At 70.9% G+C, this 16,406-nt stretch carries 16 protein-coding genes; 9 read left to right on the top strand and 7 right to left on the bottom strand.

The features are described from left to right. Nucleotides 1–19: 19 nt before the first annotated feature. Genes ACFC1I_RS04760 through ACFC1I_RS04745 form a run of 4 tightly spaced genes read left to right on the top strand, consistent with a single transcriptional unit; the run spans nt 20 to nt 1,538 of the window. Nucleotides 20–208, top strand: coding sequence for a hypothetical protein (locus ACFC1I_RS04760; protein WP_376006781.1), 189 nt, complete (start codon nt 20–22; stop codon nt 206–208). 28 nt (nt 209–236) lie between these two features. After that, nucleotides 237–647, top strand: coding sequence for a TadE family protein (locus tag ACFC1I_RS04755; protein ID WP_376006780.1), 411 nt, complete (start codon nt 237–239; stop codon nt 645–647). Continuing rightward, complete coding sequence (locus ACFC1I_RS04750; RefSeq protein ID WP_376006688.1) at nt 622–1,089, top strand: TadE family protein; 468 nt, start codon at nt 622–624, stop codon at nt 1,087–1,089. Before ACFC1I_RS04755 ends, ACFC1I_RS04750 begins: the two co-directional genes overlap by 26 nt. Before the next feature lie 8 nt (nt 1,090–1,097). After that, a complete protein-coding gene (locus ACFC1I_RS04745) occupies nt 1,098–1,538 on the top strand; it encodes a pilus assembly protein TadG-related protein (protein WP_376006687.1) in 441 nt (146 codons plus the stop codon). A gap of 24 nt (nt 1,539–1,562) precedes the next feature. On the opposite strand, the gene ACFC1I_RS04740 is transcribed toward ACFC1I_RS04745, so the two are convergent. Together ACFC1I_RS04740 and ACFC1I_RS04735 are read right to left on the bottom strand one after the other, a co-directional pair. Next, nucleotides 1,563–2,084, bottom strand: a complete 522-nt coding sequence (locus tag ACFC1I_RS04740) for a LuxR C-terminal-related transcriptional regulator (protein ID WP_376006686.1) — start codon at nt 2,082–2,084, stop codon at nt 1,563–1,565. 296 nt (nt 2,085–2,380) lie between these two features. Continuing rightward, nucleotides 2,381–6,232, bottom strand: coding sequence for a S8 family serine peptidase (locus ACFC1I_RS04735; RefSeq protein ID WP_376006685.1), 3,852 nt, complete (start codon nt 6,230–6,232; stop codon nt 2,381–2,383). A 123-nt stretch (nt 6,233–6,355) separates the two neighbouring features. Between ACFC1I_RS04735 and ACFC1I_RS04730 the strand changes: the two genes are divergently transcribed. Further along, a complete protein-coding gene (locus ACFC1I_RS04730; RefSeq protein WP_376006684.1) occupies nt 6,356–7,327 on the top strand; it encodes a transcriptional regulator TrmB in 972 nt (323 codons plus the stop codon). An 8-nt stretch (nt 7,328–7,335) separates the two neighbouring features. On the opposite strand, the gene ACFC1I_RS04725 is transcribed toward ACFC1I_RS04730, so the two are convergent. Beyond that, a complete protein-coding gene (locus tag ACFC1I_RS04725; protein WP_376006683.1) occupies nt 7,336–7,665 on the bottom strand; it encodes a hypothetical protein in 330 nt (109 codons plus the stop codon). Then, entirely contained in the window at nt 7,662–8,984 is a 1,323-nt protein-coding gene (locus ACFC1I_RS04720; protein ID WP_376006682.1) for an MFS transporter, read from the bottom strand. The genes ACFC1I_RS04725 and ACFC1I_RS04720 overlap by 4 nt, the downstream gene beginning before the upstream one ends. Before the next feature lie 20 nt (nt 8,985–9,004). On the opposite strand from ACFC1I_RS04720, the gene prfB reads away from it, so the two are divergent. The 4 genes from prfB (at nt 9,005) to smpB (ending at nt 12,810) form a co-directional block, all read left to right on the top strand. After that, the gene (gene prfB / locus ACFC1I_RS04715) at nt 9,005–10,117 is read left to right on the top strand and encodes a peptide chain release factor 2 (protein ID WP_376006681.1); all 1,113 of its coding nucleotides are present in this window, start codon (nt 9,005–9,007) and stop codon (nt 10,115–10,117) included. An 85-nt stretch (nt 10,118–10,202) separates the two neighbouring features. After that, nucleotides 10,203–11,351 (top strand): cell division ATP-binding protein FtsE, encoded by a 1,149-nt coding sequence (gene ftsE / locus ACFC1I_RS04710; protein WP_376006680.1) that lies wholly within the window; start codon nt 10,203–10,205, stop codon nt 11,349–11,351. Continuing rightward, a complete protein-coding gene (gene ftsX / locus ACFC1I_RS04705) occupies nt 11,348–12,262 on the top strand; it encodes a permease-like cell division protein FtsX (RefSeq protein ID WP_376006679.1) in 915 nt (304 codons plus the stop codon). The genes ftsE and ftsX overlap by 4 nt, the downstream gene beginning before the upstream one ends. 71 nt (nt 12,263–12,333) lie before the next feature. After that, nucleotides 12,334–12,810, top strand: coding sequence for an SsrA-binding protein SmpB (smpB, locus tag ACFC1I_RS04700; RefSeq protein ID WP_045296901.1), 477 nt, complete (start codon nt 12,334–12,336; stop codon nt 12,808–12,810). A gap of 5 nt (nt 12,811–12,815) precedes the next feature. Here the strand turns inward: smpB and ACFC1I_RS04695 are convergent, their stop codons facing one another. The 3 genes from ACFC1I_RS04695 to ACFC1I_RS04685 all read right to left on the bottom strand — a co-directional run bounded on the left by ACFC1I_RS04695 (nt 12,816) and on the right by ACFC1I_RS04685 (nt 16,381). Then, nucleotides 12,816–14,291: an MFS transporter gene (locus ACFC1I_RS04695; RefSeq protein WP_376006678.1), complete on the bottom strand. Its 1,476-nt coding sequence runs from the start codon at nt 14,289–14,291 to the stop codon at nt 12,816–12,818. Nucleotides 14,292–14,363: 72 nt separating this feature from the next. After that, nucleotides 14,364–15,710, bottom strand: coding sequence for a M20/M25/M40 family metallo-hydrolase (locus tag ACFC1I_RS04690; RefSeq protein ID WP_376006677.1), 1,347 nt, complete (start codon nt 15,708–15,710; stop codon nt 14,364–14,366). Then, nucleotides 15,707–16,381: an SIMPL domain-containing protein gene (locus ACFC1I_RS04685; RefSeq protein ID WP_376006676.1), complete on the bottom strand. Its 675-nt coding sequence runs from the start codon at nt 16,379–16,381 to the stop codon at nt 15,707–15,709. Before ACFC1I_RS04685 ends, ACFC1I_RS04690 begins: the two co-directional genes overlap by 4 nt. Nucleotides 16,382–16,406: the final 25 nt, after the last annotated feature.

Here is a 16,406-nt window from a genome sequence, read left to right as displayed (position 1 = left end):
AGAAATGATGAAAGCACGGATGCTGCGCCTCACGGCCCGCCTGCGGACGACGGCGCGCGAGCTCGGCGACGACGAACGGGGCGACGTGCCCGGGTGGGTGCTCATCACCCTGATGACCGCCGGGCTCGTCGTGGTGATCTGGGCGCTGGCCGGTCCCGCGCTGGCGGATCTGTTCGAGCAGGCGATCAGCCGCGTCTCCGGGCTCTGACGCCGTGCGCGTCGTGCTGGGCCGCGCGATGTCGGGTGTGCGTGCCCGGTTCGACGCGGACCTCCGCGACGACGCCGGGGCGAGTCCCGTCGAGTTCGTGCTCGTCGGGACCTTGCTCACGATCCTCACGCTCGGCGTTCTTCAGTTCGGGCTCGCCGTGTACGTCCGCAACGTCGTGCACGACGCCGCCGTCGAGGGGGCGTATCACGCGGCCCTCGCCGACACGACGCTCGCCGATGGGGCTCAGCGCACACGCGACATCGTGGACCGCGCGATCGGCGACGGATACGCCACCGCCGTCACCGTGGAGGAGACCGCGTCGCTCGGCCAGCAGACCGTCGAGGTGCGCGTCCACGCGACGCTCCCGCTGGTCGGTCTGCTCGGCGCGCCACGAGGGCTGGAGGTGACGGCGCATGCTCCCGTCGAATCGTTCGACTGACGCGGCAGACCCGCTCGGCGACGACACCGGCTCGGCCGCGCTCGAGTTCATCCTCGTCGGGCTCCTGCTGCTCGTGCCCCTCGTCTACCTCGTCGTCGCGCTCGGACTCGTCCAGGGGCAGAGCCTCGGCGCCGAGGCCGCGGCACGTCACATCGCCCGCGCCGTGTCGACGGCGAGCGACGTCGACGACGCCCGTGCCCGCGCGGACGCCGTGCTCGCGGCCGTGTCGGAGGAGTACGGACTCGACGACGTCGACCTCTCCATCGAGTGCACGCCGGCCGGCGCCGCGTGCCCGCGGGCCGGTGCGACGCTGCACGTCAGCGTCCATACGACGGTCGCCCTGCCGCTCGTGCCGCCGGTGCTCGATCTCGACCGCCTCGCCGCGATCCCCATCGAGGCCTCGGCCGCGCACAAGGTCTCGCGCTTCTGGAGCGAGCGGTGATCGCGCGGATGCGTCGTGTCGCGGCCCAGCACACCCGCACACGGGATGCCGACGACGACGGCAGCGTCCTCATCCTCACGCTCGGCTACGCGGTGCTCGCGATCGCGGTGATCCTGGTCTGCACCGCCGCGACCAGCCTCTATCTCGCGCAGAAGCAGCTCGATGCGGTGGCGGATGCTGCGGCCCTCGCCGCTGCGGACGGCTTCGACCTCTCCGTGGCCGGCGGCGAGCCCGTCGCGAGGCTCACCGACGAGGGGGTGCGCAGGGAGGCCGAGGCGATGATCGGCGCCGTGAGCCAGGACGCGCGCCTCCTCACGGCGTCGACCCCCGACGGCGTCTCGGCACGCGTGACGGTCGCGGGGCAGTGGCATCCGCCCATCGTCACCGTGTTCGTTCCCGAGGGTGTCGCCCTCGAGTCGACGGCCACGAGCCGGACGGCGCTGCGCTGACGCGCCGCGCCGCGCCGAGCCCGGTCACGCCTCGGCGTTCGCCGCGGCACGGGCGGCGAGCGCGACCGCCTCCATGCGAGAGTGCACGCCGAGCTTGCCCAGCAGGTTCTGCATGTGCGCGCCGACCGTCTTGATGCTGATGCCCATCGCTGTGGCGACCTGCTTCTGCGACATGCCCTCCGTGGTGAGCGCGAGCACCTGCCGCTCCCGCGGGGTCAGCGACGAGAGACGTCGGAGGTCCGCCGTCGCCCCGCGCACGGGGCGGGTGCGCTCGATGAGCCGTCTCACCCTGGCGAGGAACTCCTCGGGATCCATGGACTCCGCCGCATAGTCGTCGGCGCCCACGAGCAGGCCGGCGACGACGTCGGCGGGTGTGGTCCGGTCGGCCGACACGAGCACCGCGGGCAGCTCCGGCCCGTAGCGATCCCGAAGCTCCCGCAGGAACCCGCAGCCGCCGTCCTCGACCTCGAGGATCGCCACCGCGGGCGCCACGCCGTTCAACGAGGCGGCGGCATCCGTCGCCCGCGCGAAGGCCAGGGCGGGCAACCCCAGACGCCCGAGCAACGCGGCATAGGCCCCCCCGGACGTGGTCACCGGCGACCACGAGGGCGAATGCCTCTTCCACGCTCACGATTCCTCCCCGAACCGCGCCTCTCGCCGGGACGAAGACCTGGGCACTTCCTCGATTCCCCTGGGAACTCCCCGATGGTCGCGTCCCCGCGCGGTTCACAGCCTAGAACTCGCACGGGCCGGGGGAAAGGGGCGGACCGTGCCTCGGCCGCAGGCCGGTGACGGCCGTGGAATGGGGTTCCACGGCCGTCACCGCCAGCTGCGTGAAGGGATCAGCGGACGCCCTTGGCCGGTGTGGCCTCGAACGCCTTCTCGATCTCCTGCGTGAACGTGTTGCCCTCGGCGTCCTTCGCCGTGACACGGAGGTCGACCCAACCGCCCTTGTCGGACACCGGGATCTGGGCCGAGTAGCCGCTGACCCACGCGCGCGACGCGGCGAAGATGTACCCGTCTCCCTCGACGCCGCCGGTCGGGGCATCCGTCTTCGCGTTCTTGAGCTTCACGGGCACCCACGCGCCGCCCGCGGCGCGGGCCTCGAGCGTCGCGTCGGTGATCTCGCCGGCCGGAGCGGTGCCGGCCACGTGGCCGAGCTCGAGCCCGAGCGGGATCGGCGCGCCCTTGCGGCGGCCCTCGCCGACGCGGTTCTCGTCGTTCACGTCGACGTCGTAGTACGCCTGGATCAGCGGCAGCAGCCGGTAGTCCCAGTCGCCGAGCGTGCCCGATGCCCGGAAGCTCCAGTCGCTCACCGTCTTCGTCGAGCCCGCGAGGTGCGACCCGTCGTGCGTAGCCGTGCTGACGACGCGCCAGGCGTGTTCGCCGTCGGGCAGCTCGAAGACGTTCGCGCCCTGGTGCTCCCTCTGGGCGAGGAGTTCGCCGTCGAGGTAGATGTCGGTCAGCTGCTGCACGGTCGACGGTTCCATCCATGTGTCGAACGTGCCGGTGTGCTCACCGTCGCCGCCGTCGGCCCAGCTCGGGATGTTGATCTGCGCGTAGTCCGACACGAGGTAGGGCACCCAGAACCCGGTCCCCACGTACGGCCTCACGACGCCGCCGTAGTAGTCGGCCTCGGTGCGCTCGCCGCGGTCGTAGGTGCGCTTGATGTCGCGCATCTCCCATCCGACCGAGGTGATGAACGCGCCCTGGTACCAGCGCAGTCCGTCGGTGTTGACCCACTCCTCGCGCTCGAGTCCCCGCTGAGTGCGCAGCGGGAACCCGCTGCCGTACTCCGCGCCGGGCACGAAGTCGTACCGGAACTCGCCGATCTCCTCGGGCTGCCCGATGTAACGGGTGTCGATGCGGGCCAGGTCCTTGGCGCTGTGCCGGTAGGCCAGGTGTGCCGGGATCTCGCCGTCGCCGAAGTGGGCGATGTCGTAGGTCACGTCCGACGTCGGCACGCCGACGGCCGAGAGCGTCACCTTCTTGTGGCCGCTGAGCGTCTTGAGCAGCTCACGTCCTTCGACGCCGCTGATCGCGGCGACCGGGATCGAGACGTCCGTCGTGTAATCCTCCGAACCGACCCATTCGCTGAGCTCGCCGTCGCCGTCGTTCACGACGATCAGCAGCTTCGCCCCGGCAGCGGCCGCGTTCGCCGCGCGAGCGGAGGCGGAGACCTCCGCCGACCGGGTGACCACCGCGATCTTGTCCTTGACGCCGGCCGCGGCGAGCTCTTCGGCGCTGCCCTTGCCGGCGTTCACGGCTGCCGCCTTGAACGAGCCGTCGAGGAACGTCGAACCGATCTGCACGATGAGGTCGAGAGGAGTCCTGCCCGCCGAGACGGTCAGCATCGGCGTCTGCAGGCGCCAGCGCGTCGCCCACGAGAAGTCGGCGTCGTCGACCTTCATGGGCTGCGCCCACATCTCGTCCGTCCACACCGGCATCATCGCGCTCGCGACGAAGTCGTCGACGGTCACGTCCATGCGGCGGAACACCTGGTCGAGCCCCTTCTTGCCGACGTCGACCGTCACCTGCTTCGCGGTGCGCGCGTCAAGCGCGACCGTGCGGTTCTCATCGAGCGTCAGGGTCGGCTCGCCGACGAGGACGCTGGCGATCGTGTCGGGCGTGCGGTTCAGCTCCATGAACGACATCACCGTGTAGTCGCCCTTCATGAGGCGCAGCGTCGTCTCGCCCTCCACGAGCACGGGCTCGGCCCACTGGGTCGCCGGATCCCACAGCATCGCGTAGGTCGTCGTCGGGTCACCGTCGAAGTCCGTCGCGGTGAGCGTGAGGTCGTACCGCTCGGCCTCCGCGATCGTGCCGAGCGCGGTGCGGGCGACGGGCTCACCGTCGACCGATGCGACGAGCATTCCCGACAGCTGGGTACCGGCAGGCACCTTCGCGGGGTCCACCGTCAGCGTGACCGAGCGGCTCTCGCCCGCCGGGATCGTCAGCGCGTCGACGTCCATGGTGAGCGCGTCGAACGCGATGCCCGCCGACAGCGGCCCCGGCTCGCCACCGCCGGCTCCGGGCGTGGTGTCGCCGAGGTTTGCGGCGAGGGTGACGGTGGCCGCAGCATCCGTCCGATTCGTGTATTCGATGGTGCGTGAGACCGGCGTCGGCGTCTCGCCCCAGTTCAGCATGCCGAAGTCGCCGGAACCGGCGGCGATGACGGGCGCCTCGAGCGCGGCGGCGACGTTCACGACGCCGGTGCCGCCCTGGTAGGCGGTGTAGCCCACGTCTGTCGTGGTGCTCGCGATGGCGGCCTTGAGCTGCTCCTTCGTGTACCCGGGGTTGGCGCTCAGCAGGATCGCCGCCTCGCCCGCGACGTGCGGCGTCGCCATCGACGTGCCGCTCATCGCGATGTAGGCGCCTTCGCCCCCGCTGTCGGCGGAGCGGGCCGCGGTCACGTCGTTGCCGGGACCGGTGACATCGGGCTTGAGGGCGCCCGATCGCGCGAGCGGGCCCTGGCTCGTGAACCACGACAGGGCGCCCGACGGGTCGTCGACCGAACCGACGGTGAGCGCCTGCTCGGCCGAACCCGGTGCGCCGATCGTCTCGGGTGCTGCGGCGTTGCCGGCTGCGACGACGAAGAGCGCTCCGGTCTCCTTCGAGATCTGGTTGAGCGACTCGGCCATGAGGTCCTTGCCGTCGGAGGCCTGCGTCGAGCCGAGGCTCATCGAGACGATCGGGGCGTTCTGACCGGCCCACTCCATCGCGTCGATGATCCACGAGTCCTGCCCGTACCCGTCGGCGCCGAGCACCTTGCCGACGAGCAGCTGCGCGCCGTCGGCTACGCCGCGGTGCGTGCCGCCGCTTGCGGCGCCCGTGCCTGCGATCGTCGAGGCGACGTGCGTGCCGTGGCCGTTCGGATCGCTGTCGACGTCTTCGCCGGGCACGAAGCTCTTCGAGTCGGCGCTCACGTGACCCTGCAGGTCGGGGTGGGTGTCGTCGTAGCCGGTGTCGAGCACGGCGACGGTGACGCCTTCGCCGGTGTGGCCGGAGGCCCAGGCCTCGGGGGCGTGGATGTAGGGCACGCTCGAGTCGAGCGTCGCGCGCACCTTGCCGTCGAGGTGGATCGCCTCGATGCCTCCGCCGAGCGCCGGCGTCGCCGAGAAGCTGCGGGCGGTGGGAGCGGTGAGCGCCTGCCACGCGGATGCCGCGTCGCTGTGCCCGAGCGTCGCGGCGGCGCCCCCGATGCTCTCGAGCGGAGCCTGAACCTCGAGGCCCGGCACCGGCGCCGAGAAGGTCCGCGCGCCCGCGCCGCCCTGTTGCACGATGACCGGCGTCGCGTCGACCGTCGCGTCGTCGTAGCCGTACTCGATGAGCAGCGAGACGTTGAACAGGTCGGCGTCGAGTGCCCCCGAGGCCAGGTAGGGCAGCGCGGCGTCGGGGACGACGTGGAGGTCGCCCGCCGCCTCGTAGGTGCGTGCGCCGGCGCCGTCGACAGCGGTGTCGATCGACACGGCGTGGGTACCGTCGCTCAGGTCCGTGACGGTGACGCGGTCACCCGTGATCAGGGTGACCGAGTGGGAGCTGCCGGCGACCGCCCGTGTGGGGGAGACGTCTGGGGCGGAGGTGGCGGCCGCCGGCAGGGTGGTGAGCCCGATGCCTGCGATGCCGATCGCGAGGCCGCTTGTGGCGGCGACGATCGGTCGCAGGCGCGGGCCGAAGGGCTGGGGTCGTGACATTGCGCGAGCCTCTCGGTGTGGGGATCCGTGTAACCCCACCTTCCTGCGCCGAGTGCATAAAGTGGATGGCGGAGAAATGCCATGGCCTGCATCCGCCAGGGGCGGCGGGTGACGATGAGTCGCGTGGAGAAAGCCGTGCTCGATGCTCTCGGCCTCGATGAGGCCCACACCGCCGTGTACCGCTGTGTGGTGCAGCAGCCGTCGGCGTCGACCGCCGAGATCGCCTCGGCGCTCAGCATGTCGCTGCCGCGCACGCGCCCGATCGTCGCCGAGCTCGAGCGCCTCGGGCTGCTCGCGCGGCAGGCCGCGCGCAGCGACCGGTTCGTGGCGTCGCCGCCGTCGATCTCGCTGCGTCCGCTGCTTCTCGAGCGCGAGCGCGGCCTCACCCGCGCGCACGAGGCGCTCGTCGAGCTGAGCGACCTCTACCGTCGGTCGGCCGAGCAGCGCAGCGTCGCGGATGTGGTCGATGTCGTCATCGGCGACGACGCCGTGCGCCAGCGCGTGGCGCAGCTGCAGGCCGCGTCGGTCGAGCAGGTGCGGGTGCTCGTGCTGCACGAGGTCGCGTTGCTCAGCGGTGAGGAGAACGTCGAGGAGGACCGCGCTCTCGCCCGCGGCGTGCGCTACCGCGTGATCGTCGAGAACGCGGTGCTCGAGCGCCCGGGCTTCCTCACGGCCGCACGGGAGATGGCCCAGATCGGCGAGGAGATCCGCGTGCTGCCGACGCTGCCGACGCGCATGTTCATCGCCGATGACCAGATGGCGCTCGTGCCCATGCACTCGCAGGGCGAGGACCAGGGCTTCGGTGCCCTGCTCATCCACCCCAGCGGCCTGCTCGACCTCGTCACCTCGATCTTCGAGGAGTACTGGCGGGCCGCCGCCGAGTTCCTCCCGATCGCGGCCGTGCCGGCCACCGACGACGTGGACGGCGACCTCCTTCGCCTGCTTCTGCTGGGAGTGACGGATGCTGCGGCCGCCGCGCAGCTCGGCATCTCACTGCGCACCGTCCAACGCCGGGTGGCCGAGCTGATGGACACCGCCGGCGTGACCACGCGCATGCAACTGGGCGCGGAGGCCGTGCGGCGCCACTGGGTCTGACGCGGCCGTCACCAGCCGTGGGCGTTGAACCACTCGCGACGACGCCGGGTCTCAGCATCCGTCTCGCTCTCGTCCGACGTGTCGTGCGCCGCCAGCCGGCCGTTCTCGAGCGGGAGGAACCGCAGGCACACCGGGCACAGTGCGCGGCCGTCGGGGAAGCCGTCGGCGAGCCTTTCGGCGGGCTCGCCCGGCTCGCCCGACCCGGGGCAGTGCGCGGGGTCGGATCCGGCGTCGGTCCACATGATCGTCCGGTGGCGGTGCAGTCCGGCGTGACCGAGCGGCCGTGTGCAGCGCCGCCCGTCGTTGCGGCTGCGGCAGAACGTCACGACGTCGTTCACGGGCGTGCCCGCGGCACATAGCGCGGCACCCACCGCACGAAGGCGAGCGCACCGACGAGGCCGATCGCGCCCATCATGCCGGTCGCGATCGAGAGGGACGCGACCGCCGCGATCCCCGACACCAGCAGCGGTGCGACCGCGCCGCCGGCGTCGGTGAGCGTGCGCCACGACCCGAGGAACGGCGCCGGATCGGCCTTGGGTGCGACGTCGGCGCCCAGGGTGAGCAGGATGCCGCTCGACAGGCCGTTGCCGACGCCCAGCACAGCGGCGAACATCGCGAACCACATCGCCGCCTGCGGCAGGTCGTGCGTGAACGCGAGGGCGACGAAGCCTGCGCCCATCAGGATCATGGCCGGGAGCGCCGCCCACAGGCGACCGAAGCGGTCCATCACCTGCCCGCTCGCGTAGAAGAGCGCGAAGTCGATGGCGCCCGAGATGCCCACGACGAGCGCGATGGTCTGCGCGTCGAGGCCGATCGACACGCCCCACAGGGGCAGCACCACCTGCCGCGCAGAGCGGACGGCGGAGAGGGATGCTGCGGCCAGGCCGAGGGTCGAGAGCACACGGCGGTGTCGCCACATGGTGCGGATCACGCCGGTCCCGGGACCGCTGGTGGCGGAGGTCGCGGTGCGCGGCAGACGGATGGAGCCCGTGACCGGCTCGCCGGTGTCCTCGGTGTCGAGCGCGGCATCCCGCGCCGTCTGCTCCTGGGGCTCCAGGAACTGCTTCTCGGGGTCGGGACCGAGGAGCACCAGCAGCACCGTGGCCACGAGGCATCCACCGAAGAACCAGATCGTGGCGTGCTCGTCGCCGAACAGGGCGAGGAGGCCGGCGGCGACGAACGGTCCCACGAACATGCCGAGGCGGAACGTGCCGCCCAAGAGCGACAGCGCGCGGGCGCGGAACGCCACCGGCACGCGCGTCGTCATGAACGAGTGCCGCGCGAGGCCGAAGGCCGCGGCGCAGAAGCCGATGAGCAGCACCGCGAGCGCGAAGACGCCGAGCGAGGGAGCGAGCGCCATGCCGACCACGCCGCCGAGGGAGACGACCCCCGCGACAGCCATCGTGAGGCGCTCGCCGATGCGGGCGACCGCCCAGCCGGCCGGGATGTTGCCGCAGAGCTGCCCCACCACGAGCGCCGAGGCCACGAGCGCGGCGGTCGCGACGTCGGCCCCGAGCTGTGCGGCGATGACGGGGATCAGGGGGATGACGGCGCCCTCGCCGAGCGCGAAGAGCACGGTGGGGCCGTAGACCATCGGGCCGAACCGCCACAGCACGTCCCGGGCGGTGGGGGAGTCGGCGCGATCGGTCACGTGCATCCACGTTACGCTGGAGTGTCATGCTCGACTTCGATCCCTCCGCCGATATCCAGGCCCTGCGTTCCACGTTCGCCGACATCAAGGCCGTGGTCGACGTCGAGGCACTCAACTCCGACATCGCGCGCCTCAGCGAGGAGGCCGGCGCCCCCAACCTGTGGGATGACGTCGAGAAGGCGCAGAAGGTCACCAGCGCCCTCAGCCATCGTCAGGCAGAGCTCAAGCGCATCACCGACGTCGAGCAGCGCCTCGACGACCTCGATGTGCTCGTCGAGCTCGCCAACGAGATGGACGACGAGGATTCCGCCGAAGAGGCGCGCCACGAGATCGCAGAACTCGAAGACATCGTGAGCCAGCTCGAGGTGCAGACGCTCCTCGACGGCGAGTACGACGAGCGCTCCGCCGTCGTCACGATCCGCTCCGGAGCGGGCGGCGACGACGCCACCGACTTCGCCGAGATGCTGATGCGCATGTACCTGCGCTGGGCCGAGCGTCACAAGTACTCGGTGAAGGTGATGGACACGTCGTACGCCGAAGGCGCCGGCATCAAGTCGGCGACGTTCGAGATCGACGCGCCCTACGCCTACGGCACGCTCTCGGTCGAGGCCGGCACCCATCGCCTCGCGCGCATCAGCCCCTTCGGCTCCGCCGACAAGCGCCAGACCTCGTTCGCCGCGGTCGAGGTGATCCCGGTGATGGAGGAGGCCGTCGAGGTCGACATCCCCGAGGGCGATCTGCGCGTCGACGTCTTCCGCTCGTCGGGCCCCGGCGGTCAGTCGGTCAACACGACGGACTCGGCCGTGCGCCTCACACACATCCCGACCGGCATCGTCGTGTCGATGCAGAACGAGAAATCGCAGATCCAGAACCGGGCGGCCGCCATGCGGGTCCTCCAGACCCGACTGCTGCTGCTGAAGCGCGAAGAAGAGGCGGCGAAGAAGAAGGAGCTCGCGGGCACGATCACCGCGAGCTGGGGCGACCAGATGCGCTCGTACTTCCTCTACGGCCAGCAGCTCGTCAAGGACCTCCGCACCGGCCACGAGGTCGGCAACCCCGCCATCGTCTTCGACGGCGACCTCGACGGCTTCATCTCGGCCGGCATCCGCTGGCGCAAGCGCAAAGACGACGACGACTGACACAGCCCGCACTCGGCGAACCGATGCGCAAACGATGAGTGTCGCTGGACCGGGTGCCGGGGCATCCGCATAGGCTCGTTAGGCCATGATCCGGTTCGAGAACGTCACGAAGCGCTTTCGCGGCACTTCCAAACCTGCCCTGAGCGACGTCGATTTCGAGGTGCTGCGCGGGGAGTTCGTCTTCCTCGTCGGTGCGTCGGGGTCGGGAAAGTCGTCCTGTCTGCGACTCATCCTCCGCGAGGAGACGCCGTCCGAGGGACGCGTGGTCGTCCTCGGCCGCGATCTGCGCACGTTGTCGAACCGCAAGGTGCCGTACTTCCGGCGGCATGTCGGCGCGGTGTTCCAGGACTTCCGGCTGCTGCCGACGAAGACCGTGTTCCAGAACGTGGCGTTCACGCTGCAGGTCATCGGTTCGTCGCGCGGCTTCATCCAGCAGGCCGTGCCCGAAGTGCTCGCGCTGGTCGGCCTCGCCGGCAAGGAGAAGAGGTTCCCGCACGAGCTCTCGGGCGGTGAGCAGCAGCGCGTCGCGATCGCCCGTGCGCTGGTGAATCGGCCCCAGATCCTGCTCGCGGACGAGCCGACCGGAAACCTCGACCCCGCGACATCCATCGACATCATGCAGCTGCTCGCGCGCATCAACGCCGGCGGCACCACCGTCGTGATGGCGACGCACGAGGCCGGCTTCGTCGACCAGATGCAGCGCCGCGTCATCGAGCTGCGCCACGGCGAGATCATCCGCGACGAGCGTCACGGCGGCTACGGCGACCGGTCGAGCCTGCCGAGCCTGGCTCCCGAGCCGGAGCGCGGCGCCGCCGCGGTCGCCGCCCTCACCGCCGTGCTCGAGGTGCAGCGCGAGGCCGCCATCGCCGCCGCCGCGGGCCTCGATCCCACCGCTGTCGAGGACGACGACGAGCTCGTCGGTAGGCAAACGGATGCTGCGCCCTCGCCCGCTTCGCCCTCCGCCGGTGTGGCCGCGGCAGCCGCAGCAGCGGCCGCAGCCGTCGCCGTCACGGCGGCCGAAGCGCAGCAGGCCGAGGCTCTCGCTCAGGCCCTCGAGGCGCCGGTGATCGAAGACGTGCCCGCGGCCGAGGCATCCGTTCCCGCGAAGCCCACGCATACGCAGCCGATCCCGCTCGTCGACGCCGTCGAGCTGCAGGTCGAGGAGCTCGGTCTCGCCGGCCGCCTGGGCCTGGACGACACGAATCGCGACGACGAAGTGGGGCCCACCTCATGAGGTTCGGACTCATCATGTCGGAGGCGTTCACGGGCCTCCGGCGCAACGTCTCGATGGTCGTCTCGGTCGTGCTCGTGACCTTCGTGTCGCTGACGTTCGTCGGCGCGGCGATCCTCATGCAGATGCAGATCGGCACGATGCGCGACTTCTGGGTCGAGCGCGCGCAGGTCGCCGTGTACATGTGCACGAGCATCTCGACGCCCGCGACGTGTGCGGCGGGCGAAGCCACGCCCGAGCAGGTCGACGAGGTGAGCGGCAAGCTCGAGGGCAGTGCGCTCGCGCCGCTGATCCGCGATCTGACGTTCCTCAACCACCAGCAGGCCTACGACGAGCTCCTGCAGATCGCCGGCGAGGAGAACGCGAGCGTCATCACGCCCGAGCAGGTGAACGAGACGTTCCGGATCACCCTCGTCGACCCCGAGCAGTCCGACGTCATCATCGAGGCGTTCAGCGGCATGCAGGGGGTGGAGCTGGTCAAGGACCAGATGCAGTACCTCGATCCCTTGTTCTCGGCGCTGACCATCGCCACCTACATCGCCATCGGCATCGCGGTGCTCATGCTCATCGCCGCGGTGCTGCTCATCGCGACGACGATCCGGCTCTCTGCCTTCGCGCGAAGACGCGAGCTCGGCATCATGCGCCTGGTCGGGGCATCCAACCGCTTCATCCAGACCCCGTTCATCCTCGAGGGCGTCATCGCGGCGCTGCTCGGCTCGATCCTCGCGAGCGCGGCCGTGATCGCCGGCGTGCACTTCGGCGTCAACAACTACCTGCGCAACCGCGTCGACTTCGTCACCACCTGGGTGGGCATGGCCGACGCGTGGATCGTGGTGCCGATCCTGATCCTCGTCGGAGTGGTGCTCGCGGCCCTGTCGGCGAGCTTCGCGATCCGCAGGTGGCTGCGCGCGTGATCGCCTGCCCCGCCGCAGGGGTAGACTGACAGGCTGCCGTCCGGCGTGGACGGCATCAGCGAGGAGACATCATGCCCAGGGAACGCGGGGAGAAGGTCGTGGCGACCAATCGTCGCGCGCGCCACGAGTACGCGATCGAGAAGACGTACGAGGCCGGCCTCGTACTGACCGGCACGGAGGTGAAGTCGCTGCGCGAAGGCCGCGCGAACCTCTCGGACGGCTACGCGTACATCGACAACGGCGAGGCGTACCTGGACGCGGTGCACATCCCGGAGTACTCGCAGGGTCACTGGACCAACCACTCGTCCAAGCGCACGCGCAAGCTGCTCCTGCACAAGGAGGAGATCGTGAAGCTCTCGCATGCCATCTCGGCGGGCGGCTACACGCTCATCCCGCTGAAGCTCTACTTCTCGGACGGCCGCGCCAAGGTCGAGATCGCCGTCGCCAAGGGCAAGCGCGAGTTCGAGAAGCGCCAGACGATCCGTGAGCGCGAAGACAAGCGCGAGGCCGAGCGCGCGATGCGCTCACGCAACCGCCTCGGCGAGTAGAGACCTCAGCTCACCGGAGCGGCAGCATCGGCCGCGCCGTGCGCGGCCTGGTCGCTGAACGCCGTCTTCGGCACGAAGCACAGCAGCACCGCGGCGGCCAGCGCGGTCACGCCGCACACGAGCCAGACGGTGATGTAGCCCGAGAACGATCCCGCCGTGCCCTCGGTCGCGGCGCCCGTCGCGCCGTGCAGCAGGGCGATGCCGAACACGCACGACGCGATCGCGCCGCCGACGGTCTTGACCGAATTCGTGAGGCCGGTCGCGACACCCGTCTGGGTGGGAGGAGCGGCGGATGCTGCGGCCGCCGGCAGCGCCGCGACCAGAGCGCCCGAGCCGAGGCCGACGACGACCATGTTCACGATCACCTGTGTGTACGTGTCGTGGAACGGCAGGAACATCAGGAAGCCGATGCCGACGAGGGTCGCCGCGCCGATGAGGGTGAGTCTCGGGGCGGTGAGCCGGGCGATGAGCGGGAAGAGCAGGGCGCCCGTGATCATGGCGATCAGGTACACCCCGATGATGAGCGAGGTCTGGAAGCCGGTCGTGCCGAGGCCGTAGCCGTAGACCGACGGGTCGGTGCGGGCGAAGGTCGACAGCGGCGCCTGCGCACCGAGCACGCTCACGCCGAACAGGCCGGCCGTGAGGAAGACCGGTCCGAGTGCGGGGGAGCGGAACATGCGCACGTCGATGAGCGGATCGTCGTGGCGCAGCTCCCAGAGCACGAACGGCACGACGAGCAGCACGCCCAGCGCCGTGACCAGCCACGCGATCGGGTCGGCCGGGCCGCTCAGGCGCAGCAGGCTCAGGCCGCCCGTGAACGCGATGAGCGCGAGCGAGATGAGCACGAGCCCGACGTTGTCGAGGCGGCCGCCGGTGGGCTCGGGCGATTCCTTCACGCCGAACAGGATCACGAAGAAGCACGCGACCACGAGCAGCGCCGGCACGAGCAGCACGATCCACAGCGGCAGGCTGTCGATGAGCATGCCGCCCACGAGGGCGCCGGTGATCGCCCCCGCCTCGAGGGCGGCGACGAGGAATCCGGCGGCACGCGCCGTGATCGTCGAGCGGCCCTCCATACGGCGCGAGCGCGACCAGATCAGCGCGATCTCGAGAGGCAGCCACACGACGTAGAAGCCCTGAATCGCCCAGGCCGCGAGGAACACGCCGAACGAGTCTGTGAACGGCAGGACGAGGGATGCTGCGGCCGTGATCGCCGTCGAGATCACCAGCATCCGCTTGTGCCCGACCATGTCGCCGAGCTTCGCGAAGGCGGGGACGACGAGGGCGGACAGCATGAGCTGCGTGCCCTCGAGCCAGTTCACATCCGCGTCGTGCACGCCCAGGTGGCGGGCGATGTCGGTGAGCATGGGCGTGTAGAAGCCCTGGATCACGCCGCTCGTGAACTCGACGAACGCCAGGAAGCCGACGACGCCCGCGAGCGCGCCGATCGTCACGCGTGAAGACACGGCACTGCGCGCCATCGATGCTCCTTCGCTCGGGCCCCAGACCCGCTCACTGCGTCCGCCGTGGATCATGTCGAAGGCGGGTGCGAATCACTCTAAGCGCTGCAGGAGGGTGCGATGGAACAGCTCGCCCCGCTCGAGGGCCGCGATCTCGACGCGCTCGTCGACCCCGTGGATCGACGCGCGCTGCGCCGAGCTCATCGCCAGCGGCGCGAAGCGGTAGACCGCAGGCGAGAATCGGTGGAAGTGGCGGGAGTCGGTGGCCGCCATCATCACGTACGGCACGGTCGCGGCGTCCGGGTGCGATGCCTTCACCGCCGCCGTGATCAGCGCGAACTGCGCGTTCTCGGTCGACGACTCCGGTGACGGGCCGTCGCCCTCGAGCACCTCGACCTTGACGTGCCGATCGGCGATCCGACGGCGCACCCGCTTGACGGTGCTCTGGACGGATTCGCCCAGCGCGATCCGCAGGTTGAGCGTCGCCGAAGCCTGCGAGGGAAGCACGTTCGCGGCCGTGCCGCCGGACTGCATCGTGGCGGCGACGGTGGTGCGCACGAGCGCCGCGGGTTCGCCGCCCATCGCGGTGAAGACGCGCGCGGTGAGCCAGGGCGCTCTCGACAGCAGGCGATACAGAGCGCGAGGGATGCCGTCGGCCCGCGTCGCGAACAGCTCGAGCATGCGCGTGACCGCTGCCGGGGTGCGCGCGGGGAAGGTGGCGGGTGAGAGCCGTTCGACGGCGCGGGCGATGCGACGGACGGCGGTGCGCGCCGGCGGCGCGGAGGCGTGGCCGCCCTCGCCGCGCGCACTCAGCCGCAGCGTCAGCACGCCCTTCTCGCCGACGCCCACCATCGCTGCGCTCCCGCGGACGAAGGGGAGCGGGGCGTCGACGACCGCACCGCCCTCATCGAGGACGAGCCACGGCTCGACGCCGCGATCCCTGAGTGTCTCGGCGATCACGCGAGCCGCGCCGCCGAAGGTCTCTTCGTCGCCGCCGAGGGAGAGGTACACGTCGCGCGCCGGCGTGAAGCCCCCCGCGAGGAGGTTCTCGACGGCGTCCATCACCACGACGAGCGGCCCCTTGTCGTCGAGCGCGCCGCGCCCGTAGACCCAGTCGCCCTCGATGCGCCCCTCGAACGGCGGGTGGGTCCAGGCGTCGCTCTCGTCGACGGGGACGACGTCGAAGTGCGCCATCAGCACCGTCGGCTGCGCGGACATGCGCCCGGGCCAGCGATACAGGAGTCCCAGCTCGCCGATGCGCTCCCGCTGGAGGTGCTGGTGCACGAGCGGGTAGAGCTCGACGAGCAGGTCGGCGAACGCGTCGAACGGCGCCTGCCCGCGCTCGGCACGCTCAGCCGACACCGTCGGCAGCTGGATCATGCGGGAGAGCCGCTCGGCAATGCCCTCTCGAGGCACGAGGTCGGTTCGGGCAGTTGTCATCGGGCGGCGAAGCGGGCTTCGACGGCTGCGGAGATCACGATGTCCTCGGGCTGGAGCTGCACCGCGGGGCCACCGCCGGCATCCGCCGCGAACGACGCCTTCGCCATCATCATGCGGGGTGCCGGCGCCATCTCGGGGGCGTTCGGCCGGGCGAGCAGGCCCACGTCGGCGAGCTCGACCGCCGTGACGTTCGCGAGGCCCAGGGCCCCCGCGTAGGCCGTCGCGCGGGCCACGGCTACGCCGACGGCCTCGGTCGCGACATCCCGTTCCACTGCTGCGCGCGTCTCGGGCGTGAGCTTCCACTCGATCCAGCCGAGCTGCACGCCGTCGCGCTCGGCGACCTCACCGGCCCACCACGACAGCACGGCGAAGTCGGTGAACGTGACGGAGAAGTCGACGGTGGCGTAGTGGACCGGTGCCAGGCGCTTGCCTTCGTTGTTCCAGGGGCGCTCCGACCACACCGACACGCGCTGGCTCGTCCACTCGGTGACGGTGCCTGCGGACTTCCGCGAGGCGAGGTCGTCGCGCACCGGCTCGGTGAGCGCGGCCATGCGCTCGACGACGGCGCCGCGCTCGGGTCCTTCGGCACGGATGGTGAGGTGCGCGATCGCGCGCTCGGGGGCGATACGGGTCTCATGCTCCCCGCGGACGGTGATAACGACGTCGCTCATGACCGAGACTCTACGTGTCGACGTG

Origin of the sequence: Microbacterium sp. NPDC056044, from assembly GCF_042267145.1 — a bacterium.
Taxonomy (GTDB): domain Bacteria; phylum Actinomycetota; class Actinomycetes; order Actinomycetales; family Microbacteriaceae; genus Microbacterium.
Note: the sequence above shows the minus strand (reverse complement) of the source record. Positions and strands in the feature narration are given on the sequence as shown.

Bases quoted from the DNA above. Each gene is read 5' to 3' on its own strand.
- ACFC1I_RS04760 (WP_376006781.1), top strand. From the start codon at position 20: ATGCTGCGCCTCACGGCCCGCCTGCGGACGACGGCGCGCGAGCTCGGC.
- ACFC1I_RS04755 (WP_376006780.1), top strand. From the start codon at position 237: ATGTCGGGTGTGCGTGCCCGGTTCGACGCGGACCTCCGCGACGACGCC.
- ACFC1I_RS04750 (WP_376006688.1), top strand. From the start codon at position 622: ATGCTCCCGTCGAATCGTTCGACTGACGCGGCAGACCCGCTCGGCGAC.
- ACFC1I_RS04745 (WP_376006687.1), top strand. From the start codon at position 1,098: ATGCGTCGTGTCGCGGCCCAGCACACCCGCACACGGGATGCCGACGAC.
- ACFC1I_RS04735 (WP_376006685.1), bottom strand. From the start codon at position 6,232: ATGTCACGACCCCAGCCCTTCGGCCCGCGCCTGCGACCGATCGTCGCC.
- ACFC1I_RS04720 (WP_376006682.1), bottom strand. From the start codon at position 8,984: ATGCACGTGACCGATCGCGCCGACTCCCCCACCGCCCGGGACGTGCTG.
- prfB (WP_376006681.1), top strand. From the start codon at position 9,005: ATGCTCGACTTCGATCCCTCCGCCGATATCCAGGCCCTGCGTTCCACG.
- ftsE (WP_376006680.1), top strand. From the start codon at position 10,203: ATGATCCGGTTCGAGAACGTCACGAAGCGCTTTCGCGGCACTTCCAAA.
- ftsX (WP_376006679.1), top strand. From the start codon at position 11,348: ATGAGGTTCGGACTCATCATGTCGGAGGCGTTCACGGGCCTCCGGCGC.
- smpB (WP_045296901.1), top strand. From the start codon at position 12,334: ATGCCCAGGGAACGCGGGGAGAAGGTCGTGGCGACCAATCGTCGCGCG.
- ACFC1I_RS04695 (WP_376006678.1), bottom strand. From the start codon at position 14,291: ATGGCGCGCAGTGCCGTGTCTTCACGCGTGACGATCGGCGCGCTCGCG.
- ACFC1I_RS04690 (WP_376006677.1), bottom strand. From the start codon at position 15,710: ATGACAACTGCCCGAACCGACCTCGTGCCTCGAGAGGGCATTGCCGAG.
- ACFC1I_RS04685 (WP_376006676.1), bottom strand. From the start codon at position 16,381: ATGAGCGACGTCGTTATCACCGTCCGCGGGGAGCATGAGACCCGTATC.